The organism is Salipiger sp. CCB-MM3 (assembly GCF_001687105.1).
Taxonomy (GTDB): domain Bacteria; phylum Pseudomonadota; class Alphaproteobacteria; order Rhodobacterales; family Rhodobacteraceae; genus Salipiger.
Genome location: NZ_CP014599.1, coordinates 76716 through 90492 on the forward strand (window position 1 = coordinate 76716; position 13777 = coordinate 90492).

Annotated in this window: 15 protein-coding genes; 8 read left to right on the forward strand and 7 right to left on the reverse strand. The window is 68.4% G+C overall.

The genetic code is table 11. The features are described from left to right. Window position 1: 1 nt before the first annotated feature. The 5 genes from AYJ57_RS23360 to AYJ57_RS23380 are packed head-to-tail and all read right to left on the reverse strand — an operon-like array spanning window position 2 to window position 3468. Window positions 2–964, reverse strand: a complete 963-nt coding sequence (locus AYJ57_RS23360) for a HesA/MoeB/ThiF family protein (protein ID WP_066111615.1) — start codon at window positions 962–964, stop codon at window positions 2–4. Further along, window positions 961–1569 carry a thiamine phosphate synthase gene (locus AYJ57_RS23365; RefSeq protein ID WP_066111617.1) on the reverse strand — a complete coding sequence of 203 codons (609 nt, stop codon included), beginning with the start codon at window positions 1567–1569 and terminating at the stop codon, window positions 961–963. The genes AYJ57_RS23360 and AYJ57_RS23365 overlap by 4 nt, the downstream gene beginning before the upstream one ends. Further along, entirely contained in the window at window positions 1569–2327 is a 759-nt protein-coding gene (locus tag AYJ57_RS23370) for a thiazole synthase (protein ID WP_066111618.1), read from the reverse strand. Before AYJ57_RS23370 ends, AYJ57_RS23365 begins: the two co-directional genes overlap by 1 nt. 3 nt (window positions 2328–2330) lie before the next feature. After that, window positions 2331–2528, reverse strand: a complete 198-nt coding sequence (gene thiS, locus AYJ57_RS23375; protein WP_066111620.1) for a sulfur carrier protein ThiS — start codon at window positions 2526–2528, stop codon at window positions 2331–2333. After that, window positions 2518–3468, reverse strand: a complete 951-nt coding sequence (locus AYJ57_RS23380) for an FAD-dependent oxidoreductase (protein WP_066111622.1) — start codon at window positions 3466–3468, stop codon at window positions 2518–2520. The genes thiS and AYJ57_RS23380 overlap by 11 nt, the downstream gene beginning before the upstream one ends. A 455-nt stretch (window positions 3469–3923) precedes the next feature. On the opposite strand from AYJ57_RS23380, the gene nadA reads away from it, so the two are divergent. The 8 genes from nadA to AYJ57_RS23420 all read left to right on the forward strand — a co-directional run bounded on the left by nadA (window position 3924) and on the right by AYJ57_RS23420 (window position 12068). Beyond that, window positions 3924–4976: a quinolinate synthase NadA gene (gene nadA, locus AYJ57_RS23385; RefSeq protein ID WP_066111624.1), complete on the forward strand. Its 1053-nt coding sequence runs from the start codon at window positions 3924–3926 to the stop codon at window positions 4974–4976. Window positions 4977–4980: 4 nt separating this feature from the next. Further along, window positions 4981–6552, forward strand: a complete 1572-nt coding sequence (locus AYJ57_RS23390; RefSeq protein ID WP_066111626.1) for an L-aspartate oxidase — start codon at window positions 4981–4983, stop codon at window positions 6550–6552. Beyond that, window positions 6552–7400: a carboxylating nicotinate-nucleotide diphosphorylase gene (gene nadC, locus AYJ57_RS23395; protein WP_066111628.1), complete on the forward strand. Its 849-nt coding sequence runs from the start codon at window positions 6552–6554 to the stop codon at window positions 7398–7400. Before AYJ57_RS23390 ends, nadC begins: the two co-directional genes overlap by 1 nt. A gap of 134 nt (window positions 7401–7534) precedes the next feature. Next, the gene (locus tag AYJ57_RS23400) at window positions 7535–8473 is read left to right on the forward strand and encodes a DnaJ C-terminal domain-containing protein (protein WP_066111630.1); all 939 of its coding nucleotides are present in this window, start codon (window positions 7535–7537) and stop codon (window positions 8471–8473) included. Further along, entirely contained in the window at window positions 8470–8799 is a 330-nt protein-coding gene (locus AYJ57_RS23405) for a chaperone modulator CbpM (RefSeq protein WP_066111632.1), read from the forward strand. Before AYJ57_RS23400 ends, AYJ57_RS23405 begins: the two co-directional genes overlap by 4 nt. Before the next feature lie 276 nt (window positions 8800–9075). Further along, window positions 9076–10059 carry a TRAP transporter substrate-binding protein gene (locus AYJ57_RS23410; protein WP_066111634.1) on the forward strand — a complete coding sequence of 328 codons (984 nt, stop codon included), beginning with the start codon at window positions 9076–9078 and terminating at the stop codon, window positions 10057–10059. 79 nt (window positions 10060–10138) lie between these two features. Beyond that, window positions 10139–10720, forward strand: a complete 582-nt coding sequence (locus AYJ57_RS23415) for a TRAP transporter small permease subunit (RefSeq protein ID WP_083191526.1) — start codon at window positions 10139–10141, stop codon at window positions 10718–10720. Window positions 10721–10769: 49 nt separating this feature from the next. Next, the gene (locus tag AYJ57_RS23420; RefSeq protein WP_066111636.1) at window positions 10770–12068 is read left to right on the forward strand and encodes a TRAP transporter large permease; all 1299 of its coding nucleotides are present in this window, start codon (window positions 10770–10772) and stop codon (window positions 12066–12068) included. Between the two features lie 88 nt (window positions 12069–12156). On the opposite strand, the gene AYJ57_RS23425 is transcribed toward AYJ57_RS23420, so the two are convergent. Both AYJ57_RS23425 and AYJ57_RS23430 read right to left on the reverse strand, forming a co-directional pair. Continuing rightward, window positions 12157–12570: a VOC family protein gene (locus tag AYJ57_RS23425; protein WP_066111638.1), complete on the reverse strand. Its 414-nt coding sequence runs from the start codon at window positions 12568–12570 to the stop codon at window positions 12157–12159. 25 nt (window positions 12571–12595) lie between these two features. Then, a complete protein-coding gene (locus AYJ57_RS23430) occupies window positions 12596–13774 on the reverse strand; it encodes a M24 family metallopeptidase (RefSeq protein WP_066111641.1) in 1179 nt (392 codons plus the stop codon). Between the last annotated feature and the right edge of the window lie 3 nt (window positions 13775–13777).

Genomic DNA, 13777 nt, shown 5'->3' on the forward strand with positions numbered 1-13777 from the left:
CTCAGCCCGCCGCCGCGATCACCACGTCACGCGCCCCCTCGCGCAGCAGTGCCTGCGCCGCGCGCCACGCCCGCAGGCCGCTTGCACAGACCAGCACGGTGCGACCCTTGGCGGCGAAGGCGGTACGGCCAACCTGCTCCGGCACCATTCTCTCGGCCCAAGGCACCGGCAGGTCGGGCGCCTCGGCGAGGCCGCGAAGGTCGATCACCCGGTCGCGCTCGGTCAGGTCGCAAAGCGCGACCACCTTCGGACCGGCCACCTCCGGCTCGGGCGCACCCTCGAAGCGAAACCCAGCGGGCCGCCACGCTCCGGCATCCAGCGTCAGCATCTGCCCCAGCGGCGAAGGCCGATGCCCAAGCAGCACCGCCAGCGCCATCTGCGCCTGCAACGCGCCGAGCGCCGCCACCACCGGCCCCATCACCCCCGCCGAGGCGCAGCTCTGCACCTGGCCGGGCAGGTCGGGAAACACCGCGCGATAGCTTGGCGCTCCGCCGCAGAAGCCCCCCACATAGCCCGAGGTTCCGACCACCGAGGCGCTGATCAGCGGCAGACCCGCCGCAAGGCACAGATCCGACAGCGCATAGGTCACCGCCACACTGTCAGCGGCATCCACCACCAGATCGGCCGCTCTGATTTCTTGGCCCGCCAGCGCCGGGTCGAGCCGCGCCACCCGTGCCCGCGCCGCGCAGCCGGGGTTCAGCGCCGCGAGCCGCTCCGCCGCCACCTCGGCCTTGGGCCGCCCGAGGTCCGCCATCGCATAAAGCGTCTGGCGATGCAGATTGCTCTCTTCCACCACGTCGGGATCGACGATGCGGATCGCGCCAACGCCCGCCCCGGCGAGCAGCGGCAGCAGCGCCGAGCCAAGCCCCCCGGCGCCGACAACCAGCACCCGCGCCGCCGCCAGCCGCGCCTGCCCCGCCGCGCCGACACCGGTCAGGCAGATTTGCCGCGCGTAACGGCTCATGTGGACACCCCGCGCGTCGCGGCGATCCACTCGCGGCAGCGCGCCTCGGGGTCCGCGGCCTGCTGAATGTCGGTGACCACCGCCGCGCTGTCCGCCCCGGCGGCAAAGAGGTCCGGCAGGCGCTGAGGCGTCAGCCCGCCGATGCCCACCAGCGGCACATCGCCCGCGCGGCGCTTCCAAGCACGCACCCGGTCCAGCCCCTGCGGGCCCCATTTCATCTTCTTGAGCAGCGTCGGATAGACCGGTCCCAGCGCCACATAGGCCGGGTCCAGCGCCAACGCGCGCTCAAGCTCAGCCTCGTCATGGGTGGACAGGCCAAAGCGTATATTCGCGCGGCGCAGCGCGGCGAAATCGGCGCCGTCCATATCCTCTTGCCCCAGATGAACAAACCGGCAGCGCAGGTCGAGGGCGAGACGCCAGTGATCGTTGACCACAAGCTGCGCGCCATGCACGGCGCAAAGGTCGCGGGCACGGGCGATCTGCCGCCGCAGCTCTTTCTCGGGCAGGTCCTTGAGCCGCAGTTGCACCAGCTTGACCCCATGCGGGACCAGCAGTTCGAGCCGGTTCACATGGCCGGTGATCAGGTAAAAGCGATCGAGACCCATCATGCCAGCTCCGCCATGCCGAAGATCGGCGTCGAGGCCTCGGCCATATCGCGCCGCGGCATCAGCCCCGCCTCATACGCCAGCCGCCCCGCGTGGACGGCCTGACCAAAAGCCCGCGCCATGCCCACCGGGTCCAGCGCCTTGGCAACGGCGGTGTTCAGCAGCACCGCGTCGAAGCCCATTTCCATCGCCTCCATCGCTTGGCTCGGCGCCCCGATCCCGGCGTCGACGACCAGCGGCACGCCCTTGAAATGCGCCCGCATGCTCCGCAGCGCCTCGCGGTGCCGCAACCCCTGTCCCGAGCCGATCGGCGCCCCCCAAGGCATCAGCACTTCGCAGCCCGCCTCCAGCAGCTTCTCGCCCACGATCAGATCCTCGGTGGTGTAAGGGAACACCTCGAACCCCTCAGCACAGAGGATCCGCGCCGCCTCGACCAGCGCGAAAGGATCGGGCTGCAGCGTGTCGGCATGGCCGATCACCTCGAGCTTGATCCAATTGGTCCCGAAGATCTCGCGCGCCATCTGCGCCGTGGTCACCGCTTCGCGCGCTGTATGACAGCCCGCGGTGTTGGGCAGCAGGCGGCAACCGATCCCTGTGAGCAGATCGCGGAACGCCGCGCCGCCCGCCCCCTCGCGCCGCAACGACACGGTGATCACCCCGGCGCCCGAGGCCGACACCGCCTCTGCCAGCACCGCCGGTGAGGGATATTGCGCCGTGCCCAGCATCAGCCGCGACAGCAGGTCAACGCCATAAAACATCGCTCAGCCCCCCTGCATCGGCGACAGAACCTCGACCTTCGCGCCCTCGCACAGCGGCGTTGCGGCGCGTAGCCCGCGCGGCACGAAGGCCCCGTCGAGCGCGGTGGCGACACTGCCAGCATCCACGCCCTGTTCGGCCAGAAGCGCCTCCAGCGTCTTGGCGGTCGTGGCCAGCCTCTGGCCGTTGACATCAATTTGCATGGGTCTCCTCCCTTTGCGCCACGATCTCATCCGCCAGATCCTCGGCAAGGACCGGCGCCATGAGAAATCCGTGGCGATACATACCGTTGAGATGAATGCGTCCCGGCGTGCGGCGCAGCGCCGGAAGATTGTCGGGGAACGCCGGGCGCAGCCCCGCCCCCACCGTGACCAGCGCCGCATCGGCAAAGCCGGGGTGCACCGTATAGGCCGCCGACAACAGTTCCATCACCGCGCGGGCGGTGACCGGGCCGGGGTCCGCGCTTTCGATCATCGTCGCGCCGATCATGTAGCGCCCCGCAGCGCGCGGCACGATGTAACAGGCAAAGCGCGGGTGCAGCAGCCGAATGGTGCGGGTCAGACGCACGCCGGGCGCATGAAGCTCCAGCATCTCGCCCCGCACCGCGCGCAGATCGGGCAGACGGTCCCGCGCCCCCATGCCCCGGCACTCGACGATGCGCCCCGACGGCGCGCCGCCATGCATCCGCACCCCGCGTGCGTTAAGCGCCGTGCGCAAATCGGCCATGGCCGCGCCCGGATCGAGATGCGCCTCCTCGGCAAAGAACAGACCCGAGGCGAAGCGCCCCGAAAGCTCGGGCTCCAGCGTGCCGGGATCGACGAGGGCATGGCCGGTGGTGGCGCGGGCAAAGCGGGTCAGTTCCGCCCGGTCGCGCGGCGGGGCGAGGACTAGCGTGCCGCTCTGGCGAAAGCTCGCCGTGCGTGCACGCCACCAGCCAAGCGCCGCCCGTCCGCGCCGGGTAATCTCGGGCGGGGCGCTCTCCCCCTCGCAAAAGGGCGCCAGCATCCCGCCCGCCAGCTTTGAAGCGGGCGGCGGCGCACCCTCGGGCACGATCAGCTCCACCTCAAGGCCGCGCTCAGCCAGCGCCAGCGCGGCGCAAAGCCCTGCCACCCCGCCGCCAAGCACAGAAATCCTTTCGTCCATCGCGCTCCTCCTCACAAAGCCCCAAACCAAAGGACCCAAGCCAAAGACCCAAAGCCAAAGATGGACGGAGAAAGGGGCCACAGGCCCCGCGCATATGGATGCACAAAAGGGCCCTATGGCCCGAAAGGACCACCCCGCGCGTGCTGCTTCGGAGAAGATTGCCCTTCGGTCTTCCTACGCCAGCGTCAACTGGGTCAGGTTCAAAGGGTCGCGTCACCGGGACGCCGCAGCGTCCCTGTCAGCCTCTCAGTCCCCATGGCGGGACTCCCCTGACGTTGGCCCGAGCATAGGCGCTGAATGCCGCCGGTCAATCACCGAAATACGCCGCCTGTGCCCGGTCATCCGCGCGGCTGCCTGCGACACAATGGTTCACTTTATCGCCCCGCCGCCTTGTCCTTAGGTCAGCTTGGGTCTAATGCCGGACGTCGGCACAAGACCCTGAGGAGGAGCAGGTCATGCTCGACCAGACCACCATCGCCGACACGCTCGGCCGCCATTACGACCTCGCCCCCTCGCTCGAGGCGGCGGAACGGCTCGGCGATCTCTACGCCAGCATGAGCCGCGTCGTAACCCCCGCCGACTGGGCAATCCATGCCCCCTATGTCGAGGCGATCAACCGCCTGAAGACAGAGCGCAACGCCGTCGTTCTGGCGCATAACTACATGACGCCGCAGATTTATCACGGCATCGCCGATGTCGTGGGCGACAGTCTGCAACTGGCGATTGAGGCCACCAAGGTGAAGGCCGATGTGATCGTGCAATGCGGTGTGCATTTCATGGCCGAGACCTCGAAGATCCTCAGCCCCGAGAAGACCGTGCTGATCCCCGATATGGACGCGGGCTGTTCGCTGGCCGAAAGCATCACCCCCGAGGGAATCGCCGAGATGCGCCGCCGCTATCCGGGCGCGCCGGTGGTCACCTATGTGAACACCTCCGCCGAGGTGAAGGCCGCGTCGGACATCTGCTGCACCTCGTCAAACGCCGCGCAGATCGTTGCCGCGCTCGACGCGGAAACGGTCATCATGACCCCCGACAAATACCTCGCGCAGAACGTCGCCAAGCAGGTGCCGCAGAAGAACATCGTCTGGTACGACGGCTCGTGCATCGTGCACGAACGCTTCACCGCCGCCGAGTTGCGCGACTTCCGCAGCTGGCAGCCCGACACCCGTATCATCGCCCACCCCGAATGCCCGCCCGATGTGGTGGCCGAGGCGGATTTCTCCGGCTCCACCGCCGGGATCATCGACTATGTGAACCGCGAGCAACCGGGCAAGGCGATGCTGGTCACCGAATGCTCGATGGCCTCGAACATCTCGGACGCGCTGCCGGGCGTGGAGTTCGTCGGCCCCTGCAACATGTGCCCCTACATGAAGATGATCACCCTCGAGAAGGTGCTGTGGTCGCTGCACAGCATGGAGGGCGCGGTCGAGGTCGATCCCACCATCGCCGAAGGCGCGCGGCTTGCGGTGCAGCGGATGATCGATCTGTCGCAGCGCAGCGCAGCCTGAGGCCATGCAAGAGATATCCACCGGCCGGGTGGTGATCGTCGGTGCCGGTCTTGCGGCGCTCTACGCGGCGTTGGCGTTGGCGCCGCGCCCTGTGCTGCTGGTCTCGCCCGATCCGCTGGGCAGTGGCGCTAGCTCGGCTTGGGCGCAGGGCGGGGTCGCCGCCGCCATGGCGCAGCCCGACAGCCCCGAAGCCCATGCCACCGACACGCGGCGCGCCGGGGCGGGGATTGTCGACGCGGAGGTGGCCCGCTCGGTCACCCGCGAGGCGCGGGACCATATCCTCACCCTCACCGATCTCGGCGCACCCTTCGACCGCGACGCGGCGGGCGGCTACCTGCTGTCGCGCGAGGCCGCCCATGCCTTTGCCCGCGTGGTGCGGGTGCGCGGCGATCAGGCCGGGGCCGAGATTATGCGCGCGCTGGCCGCGCAGCTGCGGCAGACGCCTTCGGTGCAATTGCTCGAGGGCTGGCTCGCCACCGGGCTGCGCAGTGCGGCGGGGCGGGTCAGCGGCGTTGAACTGGCGCCCTCGGGCGGCGGCGCGCCCGTGGCCGTGACCGCTCCGGCGGTGCTCTTGGCGGGCGGCGGCTCTGGCGGGCTTTATGCGCTGACCACCAACCCCGCGCGCATCCGCGGGCAGGTTGCCGGGCTTGCCGCCCGCGCGGGCGCGGTGATGGCCGACATGGAGTTCGTGCAGTTCCACCCCACCGCCATGGACATCGGCCTCGACCCTGCGCCGTTGGCCACCGAGGCGCTGCGCGGCGAGGGGGCGGTGCTGATCAACCGGCTGGGCGAGCGCTTCATGGACGGGCAGCATCCCGATCGCGAACTGGCGCCGCGCGACGTGGTCGCCCGCGCGGTCTATGCCCAAAGCCGCGCCGGGCTGCGCCCCATGCTCGACACACGCGCCGCGCTCGGCGATCGCATCCATCAGGAGTTTCCGGGCGTCGCCGCCGCCTGCGCCCGCGCCGGGATCGACCCGGCGCAGCATCCTATTCCGGTGGCCGCCGCCGCGCATTACCATATGGGCGGCATCGAGACCAACGCCGCCGGGCGCAGTTCTCTGCGCGGGCTCTGGGCCTGCGGTGAGGTCGCCTCGACCGGCCTGCACGGCGCCAATCGTCTGGCCTCGAACGGGCTGCTCGAGGCGCTGGTCTACGCCCGCCGCTGCGCCACCGATATGGCCGCCGCGCTTGGCGAGGCGAGCGAGGCGACCGACGCGCCGGAGCTTACCCTGCCGCAGACCGGCCCCGCCGAGGTTCCCGACCCCGCTCTCGTCGCCCGGCTGCGCGCGGCGATGACGGCGGGTGCGGGGGTGATCCGCGACGCCTCGGGCCTGTCCGCCTGTCTGCGCGAGATCGCCGCCGTGGAGGCCGCGCAGCCGGATTGCACGGCGCTGCGCAATATGACCGCCACGGCAACGCTGATCGCCGCCGCCGCGCTGACGCGGACCGAGAGCCGCGGCGCGCATTTCCGCTCGGATGCCACGCAAGAAACAGCCCAGACCGGCTCCCGCAGCCGCATGACCCTGACGGAGGCCCTGCGCCTTCGCGATACGCTCCAGAAGGAACCCGCCTGATGTCCCTGCCTCCGCTGCCCGACATGATCCTCGACCCGTTGGTGCGCAGCGCGCTGATGGAGGATCTGGGCACCTATGGCGATCTGACCACCCGCACGGTGATCCCCGAGGGCACGCGCTACACCGCGCGGCTCTGTGCCCGCGAGCCGGGCGTGGTGTCGGGGATGCAGATCGCCCGCATGGCGTTTCATATGGTCGATCCCTCGCTGGTGCTGACCCAGCACAAGGTCGATGGCGATCCCATCACCCCCGGCGACGTGCTGATGGAGATCTCTGGCCCCGCCGCCTCGATCCTCTCTGCCGAGCGCGTCGCGCTGAACTTCGCGGGCCGTCTGTCGGGGGTCGCCACGATGACCGCGGCCTTCGTCGCCGAGACCCGCGGCACCGACACGCGCATCACCTGCACCCGCAAGACCACGCCCGGCCTGCGCCTCGTCGAGAAACAGGCGGTGCTGCACGGCGGCGGCTTCAACCACCGCTTCTCGCTGTCCGATGCCATTCTGGTGAAAGACAACCACATCGCCGCGGCGGGGGGCATCCGCCCGGTGCTGCAGGCGATCAAGGGGCAGGCCTCGCATATGGTGCGGGTGGAGATCGAGGTGGATACGCTCGATCAGCTGGCCGAAGTGCTGGACGAGGGCGGCGCCGACGTGGTGCTGCTCGACAATATGGACACGCCCACCCTGCGCGAGGCGGTGGCGATGACCGCGGGACGGCTGGTCCTCGAAGCCTCCGGCAACATGAAGCTGGAGCGCATCGCCGAGGTCGCGGCCACCGGCGTCGATTACATCTCTTCGGGCGCGCTGACCCATTCGGTGTCGACCCTCGACCTCGGACTCGATTTCTGACGGCGGCGGGGCGCGCCTGCCCCGCCTGCGCAAATCTGCACGCTCCGCCAGCGCCCTAGAGCGCGGACAGCTGTTGCGGCACGCGCCGGAAGGCGCTCTACTCGGAGCCAGCGGACTCACGGGTGGAGCGGCACATGAGCGACAACCCCTACGACGTGCTTGGCGTGTCCAAGACCGCCAGCGCGGATGAGATCAAGAAGGCCTATCGCAAGATCGCGAAGGAGAGCCATCCCGACCTGCACCCCGGCGATGGGACGGCCGAGGCTCGGTTCAAGGCCGCGGGCGCGGCGTTCGAACTGCTCAAGGACCCGGAAAAGCGCGCCCGATTTGACCGCGGCGAGATCGACGCCAGCGGGCAGGAACGCCCGCAAGAGCGCCAGTTCTACCGCGATTTTGCCGAGCAGCCCAACAACCCCTACCGTCAAGGCCCGCGCTATGAGGGCTTTGGGGACGAGGCCGACATCTTCGCCGAGTTCCTGCGGCGGCAGCGCGGCCACCCCGGCGAGGGCTACCAAGAGTACAGCTTCCGCGCCCGCGGCGCCGATGCGCAATACGCGCTAGAAGTGCCTTTCCTCGAGGCGGCCAACGGCGGCAGCATGCGCATCACCCTGCCCGGCGGCGGCAATCTCGAGGTGAAAATTCCCAAGGGCGTGGCCGATGGCACCACGCTGCGGCTGCGCGGCAAAGGCGGCCCCGGTCATGGCGGCGGTGCCCCCGGCGACGCCTATGTGACGCTCTCGATCAAACCGCATCCGATCTTCACCCGCGACGGCGATGACATCGTGATCACCCTGCCAATCACCCTCTACGAGGCGGTGCTTGGGGCAAAGGTCGAGGCGCCGACGATCGCCGGGCCGGTCAAGGTGACGGTGCCCAAAGGGGCCAGCAGCGGACAGGTTCTGCGCCTGCGCGGGCGCGGCGTGGCCCGCGCGGGCCGTCCCGCAGGCGATCAACGGATCGAATTGCAGGTCGTCATGCCCAAGGAGGTGGACGCCGAGTTGAGCAGCTTCATGGAGGGCTGGAGCCAAACCCACGCCTATGATCCGCGCAAAGACTGGAGGGCCAAGGCATGACCAGCGTCTTCTATTCCGAAGAAGAGGTGATCGCCGCCGTCGCGCGGCTTGACCGCACGCGTCTCAGCCGGTTTCTGCGGGCCGAAGTGATCGCGCCCGCCGAGACCGAGGGCAGAGCGGTCTATCGGCAGGTCGATGTCGCCCGGATGGAACTGCTCTGCGATCTCTGCGACGATTTCGACCTGAACGACGATGCGCTTGGCCTCGTGATGCATCTCGTCGACCAGTTGCACGGCACGCGCAACGATCTGCGCGCCCTGATGCAGGCGCTTGGCGACGAGCCCGCAGAGGTCAAATCCCGCGTGCAGGGCCGACTGGCGCGCTGAGCGGGGGCGTCCAAGTCCGCCCAAGAATCCACAGTCCCGCTCTTCGGCGCGCCCCCTGAGGCGCAGCCCTTCTGCCGCAGCTGCCGCTGCGGCATTTGATTCATAGCGACCATTTTTCGGACTATACTGCGCCAATACCGCCTAAATATTATTCACCTTATGTCTCAGAGCAGGTTTAGGCGCTCGCAGCCTTCCTTACGGATACAGGTGGTATACTGAAACTCCGCAGATCGCGGTGAGCGGTCACCGTGAAAAACGCCAACAGGGGTTCTCTCAATGAAACATGGAATCGGCATCGCCATCGCCAGCTTGGGCATCACGCTGGGCTCGGCAGTCGCGGCACAGACAGCATGGGACATGTCCGTCGTCTGGCCGGAAGGCAACTTCCACACCAAGAACGCGATGACCTTCGCAGAGCAGGTCGCCGACGCCACCGATGGCGACGTGCAGATCACCGTGCACTCGGGCGGCGCGCTTGGCATCAAGGGCCCCGAAGGCATGGCCGCCGTGCGTGACGGTCTGGTGCCGATCGCCGACATCCTGATGAGCCAGCAGGTTGGCGAGAACCCGGCGCTGGGTGTCGAAACCCTGCCCTACCTCGCCCCGACGCTTCCCGACCTCGCGCTGCTGCACAAGTTCTACCGCCCGATGGTCGAGGATATCGCCGAAGGCATGAACCAAAAGCTGCTCTACATGACCCCGTGGCCGGGTCAGGCGGTCTATTCGCCGAACAAGATCGAGACCATCGAGGATCTCAAAGGTCTGACCATCCGCGTCGTCGACGCGAACGGCGACGCCTTCTTCAACGCGCTCGGCGCCGCGCCGCTGCAGATGCCGTGGGGCGAAGTGGTTCCCTCGCTCGCCGCGGGCACCATCAAGGGCGTGACCACCTCGTCGTCGTCCGGCGTCGATGGCGCCTTCTGGGAGTTCATGGACAACATGAGCACCTTCAACTGGCAGGCCTCCTCGAACATCGTCACCGTGAACCTCGACGCGTGGAACGCGCTGGACGTCGAAGATCAGGAAGCCATCGAAGCCGTGGCCGCCTCGCTCGAGGGTGACTTCTGGCTGAACTCGGCCAATGAGGACGCCGCCAAGATCGCCACGCTCGAAGAGAACGGCATGACCGTCTCGGCCCCGTCCAAAGAGCTTCAGGCCGCGCTGATCGAGGCCGCCCGCCCGCTCTGGGACGAATTCAAAGAGCGCGTGCCCGAGGCCGCGCCGGTGATCGACAACTACCTCGCCGTGCGCGGAGAGTGATCCAGCGGACCGGGCCCCGGCACAGGGGCCCGGTCCTGCATTCTGCCCCCAAAAGAAGGCCGCAAGGATGGTGAACGCCATGGACAACAGGTCGGACAACAGCCTGGATCAAAGCCCGGAACAGAGCCCCGCCTCGACACCCTCGGGGCGGTTAGGCGCGCTTATCGCACCGATTGATGCGGTGACGCGGGCGGGCAACCTCATTGCCGGGCTCGCCCTTCTGGCGATCCTCGTGATGATCACCGCCGAGATCGTCTCGCGGAATCTCTTTGGACGCTCGCTGCCCTTCTCTTGGGACTACTCGGCCTATGCCATGGGCACCGCCTTCATGATGGGGGCCGCCGACGCGCTGCGCCGGGGCGCGCATGTGCGCGTCACCGCCGTGCTGGAGAGTGTGCCGCGCCCGCTGTCGCGGGTGATCGAGTTCGGCGCCTGCCTCGCGGGGCTCGCCGCCTGCGCCGCGCTCGCATGGGCGCTGAGCGAAATGGCATGGCTCTCGTTCCAGCGCGGCTCCACCTCTTCCACCGTCATGCGCACGCCGCTGGTCTGGCCGCAGAGCCTCGTCGCGCTTGGCGCCATCATCCTGACGCTGCAATGCGCGGCGCAGCTGCTGCGGCTGAGCCGCGGCGAACGGCTCGCCGAGGGCGCGGCGATCGAATGACCCGACACACCGACGTCCCCCACACAGACACTTCCCGAAAGGCGCCGCGATGACGCAAATTGCAACCTCCCTGGTGGGGATCATGGTCCTGCTGCTGGGCTCGGGCCTGTGGATCGGCCTTGGCCTCATTGCCACCGGCGTGGCGATGATCGCGCTGTTCCGTCCGCAGATGCCCTTCCTGAAACTGCTCTCGCAGCAGTCGTGGAACGTGCTCTCTTCGCCGGAACTGCTGGCGCTGCCGCTGTTCATCCTGATGGCAGAGGTGCTGTTCCGCACCAATATCTCGGCCTCGCTGTTCACCGGCCTCACCCCGTGGCTGCGCCGCGTGCCGGGACGGCTGACCCATATCAACGTCCTGGGCTGCACGCTCTTCGCCTCGGTCTGCGGCTCGTCTGCTGCGACCACGGTGACGGTGGGACGGATCACCGCGGGCGAGTTGCTGAAGCGCGGCTACAACCGCGATCTGGTGATCGGCTCGCTGGCCGGCGCTGGCACGCTGGGCTTCCTGATCCCGCCTTCGACCATCATGATCATCTACGGCGTCATGGCCGAGGAATCGATCCTGCGCCTCTTCATGGCGGGCATCCTGCCCGGCGCGCTGCTGGCCGTGGCCTATATGGGCTACATCGGCATCCGCGCGAAACTCTCGCCCGAGACCATCGGCGAGGCCCCGCCCCCGTCGAGCCTGATGGACAAGCTGCGCGCGCTCACCGACCTTGGCCCGCTGCTGCTGCTGATCGTCTTCGTGATCGGCTCGATGTATGGCGGTATCGCCTCGCCCACCGAGGCCGCAGCCGCAGGTGTGATCGGCGCCATGGTGATCGGCTTCGCGCAGCGCAAGCTCGACCTCAAGGGGCTGCTCGCCGCTTCCCGCCAAGCGGCCGAGAACAGTGCGATGATCGGCCTCATCATGGTCGGCGCCATGTTCCTGTCGACCGCCATCGGCTATCTCGGCCTGCCGCGCTACATCGCCGGGGTGATCAACGGCTGGGGCCTGTCGCCGCTGGCGCTGATCGCGGTGCTGCTGGTGTTCTACATCCTGCTCGGCATGGTGATGGAAGGGCTGGCGATCATCGTCATGACGCTGCCGATCACCCTGCCGCTGGTCGAGGCTGCGGGCTATGACAAGGTTTGGTTCGGCGTGTTCATCGTGATCGTCGTCGAGATGGCGCAGATCTCGCCGCCGGTGGGCTTCAACCTGACGGTGCTGCAACGCCTCACCGGCGACAGCATCGGCAAGATCACCCGCGCGACCATGCCGTTCTTCCTGATCATGGCGGCCTTCGTCTTCCTGATCGCGCTTTTCCCGCAGATCGTCAGCATCGTGCCGGACCTGATGCGGGGCTAAGGCCCCGCAGCCACCACTCACGGAGGCTCCGCGCATGAAAAAGCCCCCGGCCATCTGGCCGGGGGCTTTCGTTTCAGCGCCTTACGGATCAGGAGGCGAAGAGGCCGTCGAAATCGGCAAAGCCCTTGATCTCGATCGGGTTGCCCGAGGGATCGAAGAAGAACATGGTGCGCTGCTCGCCCGGCTCGCCTTCGAAGCGGATCACCGGCGGGATGTCGAACGCGATCCCTTTGGCGGCGAGGCGGTCCGCCAGCGCCTTCCAGTCATCGAGGCGCAGCACCGCGCCCATGTGCGGCATCATCACCATATGCTCGCCGACCTTGCCGGTGCGGGTCACCGGGAAGGGCTCGCCGAGGTGCAGCGACAGCTGGTGACCGAAGAAGTCGAAATCGACCCAAGTGTCGGTCGAACGGCCTTCTTCGCAGCCGAGCACATCGCCGTAGAAGGCGCGGGTCTCGTCAAGGTCTGTGACGTGAATCGCGAGGTGGAAGAGGGATTTCATATTGCGTTCCAGTGTCTTGAGTGTGTCAGCGAAGGGTGATTTGGCGCGGCAGTGACGACAGCGGTTCGGCGCCGGTCTCGGTGACGATCACCGTTTCCGACACGCCCACCGTAAAGCGTCCGTAGTCACGCAGGGTGATGGGCAGGTGGAACACCATGCCCGGTTCAAGCGGCGTCTCGACGCCGGTGAAGAGCGACAGGATCGCGCCCTCGCCCCAATCCGGGGCAAAGGCCGCGCCCATGGAATAGCCCGCGCGCTTGCGGAAAGCGGCGGTGAAGCCCGCGGCGTCGATGACCTGCTGCGCTGCCTCATGCGGGACCGAGCAGGCGACACCGGGGCGCATCGCCGCCAGCGCGGCATCCAGGCCGCGCAGCGCCGTGTCCATCATCTGCTGCGCGGTCTCGGGCGGTGTGCCGATCCAGACCGAGCGCATCAGCGCGGCGTGGTAGCGGTCATGGCTGGCGGCCAGTTCGAGGAAGACGCCGTCACCCTCTTCGAGCAGGCGCCGCCGCCATGTGGCGTGCGGGATGCCCGAGCGCGGGCCGGAACTGACCAGCGGCTCCATCGCCATCGCCTCGGATCCGGCCTCGATCGCCGCGGCGGTCATCGCGGCGGCAATGGTGTTCTCGCTCGCGCCGGCCCGGCAGGCCTCGATCGCGGCGGCCATGCCCGCCTCGGCATAGCCCGCCGCCAGCCGCAGCGCGGCCAGCTCGCGCGGGGATTTCACCGCGCGCAGCGCTTCGGTCCAGCCCGAGCCGTCGAGCAGCGACACGCCCGAGAGCGCGGTCTCGATCCGGCCCATCATGTCGGGGCTGACGAACCAGCCCGAGCGCTCGACCGCAAGCCGCTCGATCCCCTGCGCGCGCACAAGCGCGGCCAGCGCCGCCGCCGGGTCCTGCCCGTCCTGCCATGTGTGGACCCCATCGAACCACGCATCTGCGCGGGCGCCGGTCTCTTCGAGCTGGCGTACCAGCAGCACCGGCTCGCCCTCGGCGGGCATGATCAGCGCCTGAAAGGCGAAATAGCCCGCGGTCTGGCGTCCGGCGGTCCAGAAGATGTTTTCCGGCCCGGTCAGCAGCAGGGCGTCGGCCCCCTCGGCGCGGAGGCGTACCTGCAGCGCGGCGGCGCGGGCGCGAAACTCCTCGGCGGGAAAAACGGCGGCGCTGCCCGCGAGCGCGGCAGGGGTCTGGAGTATCTGGTTCATGGG

Bases quoted from the DNA above. Each gene is read 5' to 3' on its own strand.
- AYJ57_RS23360 (WP_066111615.1), bottom strand. From the start codon at position 964: ATGAGCCGTTACGCGCGGCAAATCTGCCTGACCGGTGTCGGCGCGGCG.
- AYJ57_RS23365 (WP_066111617.1), bottom strand. From the start codon at position 1,569: ATGGGTCTCGATCGCTTTTACCTGATCACCGGCCATGTGAACCGGCTC.
- AYJ57_RS23370 (WP_066111618.1), bottom strand. From the start codon at position 2,327: ATGTTTTATGGCGTTGACCTGCTGTCGCGGCTGATGCTGGGCACGGCG.
- thiS (WP_066111620.1), bottom strand. From the start codon at position 2,528: ATGCAAATTGATGTCAACGGCCAGAGGCTGGCCACGACCGCCAAGACG.
- AYJ57_RS23380 (WP_066111622.1), bottom strand. From the start codon at position 3,468: ATGGACGAAAGGATTTCTGTGCTTGGCGGCGGGGTGGCAGGGCTTTGC.
- nadA (WP_066111624.1), top strand. From the start codon at position 3,924: ATGCTCGACCAGACCACCATCGCCGACACGCTCGGCCGCCATTACGAC.
- AYJ57_RS23390 (WP_066111626.1), top strand. From the start codon at position 4,981: ATGCAAGAGATATCCACCGGCCGGGTGGTGATCGTCGGTGCCGGTCTT.
- nadC (WP_066111628.1), top strand. From the start codon at position 6,552: ATGTCCCTGCCTCCGCTGCCCGACATGATCCTCGACCCGTTGGTGCGC.
- AYJ57_RS23400 (WP_066111630.1), top strand. From the start codon at position 7,535: ATGAGCGACAACCCCTACGACGTGCTTGGCGTGTCCAAGACCGCCAGC.
- AYJ57_RS23405 (WP_066111632.1), top strand. From the start codon at position 8,470: ATGACCAGCGTCTTCTATTCCGAAGAAGAGGTGATCGCCGCCGTCGCG.
- AYJ57_RS23410 (WP_066111634.1), top strand. From the start codon at position 9,076: ATGAAACATGGAATCGGCATCGCCATCGCCAGCTTGGGCATCACGCTG.
- AYJ57_RS23415 (WP_083191526.1), top strand. From the start codon at position 10,139: ATGGACAACAGGTCGGACAACAGCCTGGATCAAAGCCCGGAACAGAGC.
- AYJ57_RS23420 (WP_066111636.1), top strand. From the start codon at position 10,770: ATGACGCAAATTGCAACCTCCCTGGTGGGGATCATGGTCCTGCTGCTG.
- AYJ57_RS23425 (WP_066111638.1), bottom strand. From the start codon at position 12,570: ATGAAATCCCTCTTCCACCTCGCGATTCACGTCACAGACCTTGACGAG.
- AYJ57_RS23430 (WP_066111641.1), bottom strand. From the start codon at position 13,774: ATGAACCAGATACTCCAGACCCCTGCCGCGCTCGCGGGCAGCGCCGCC.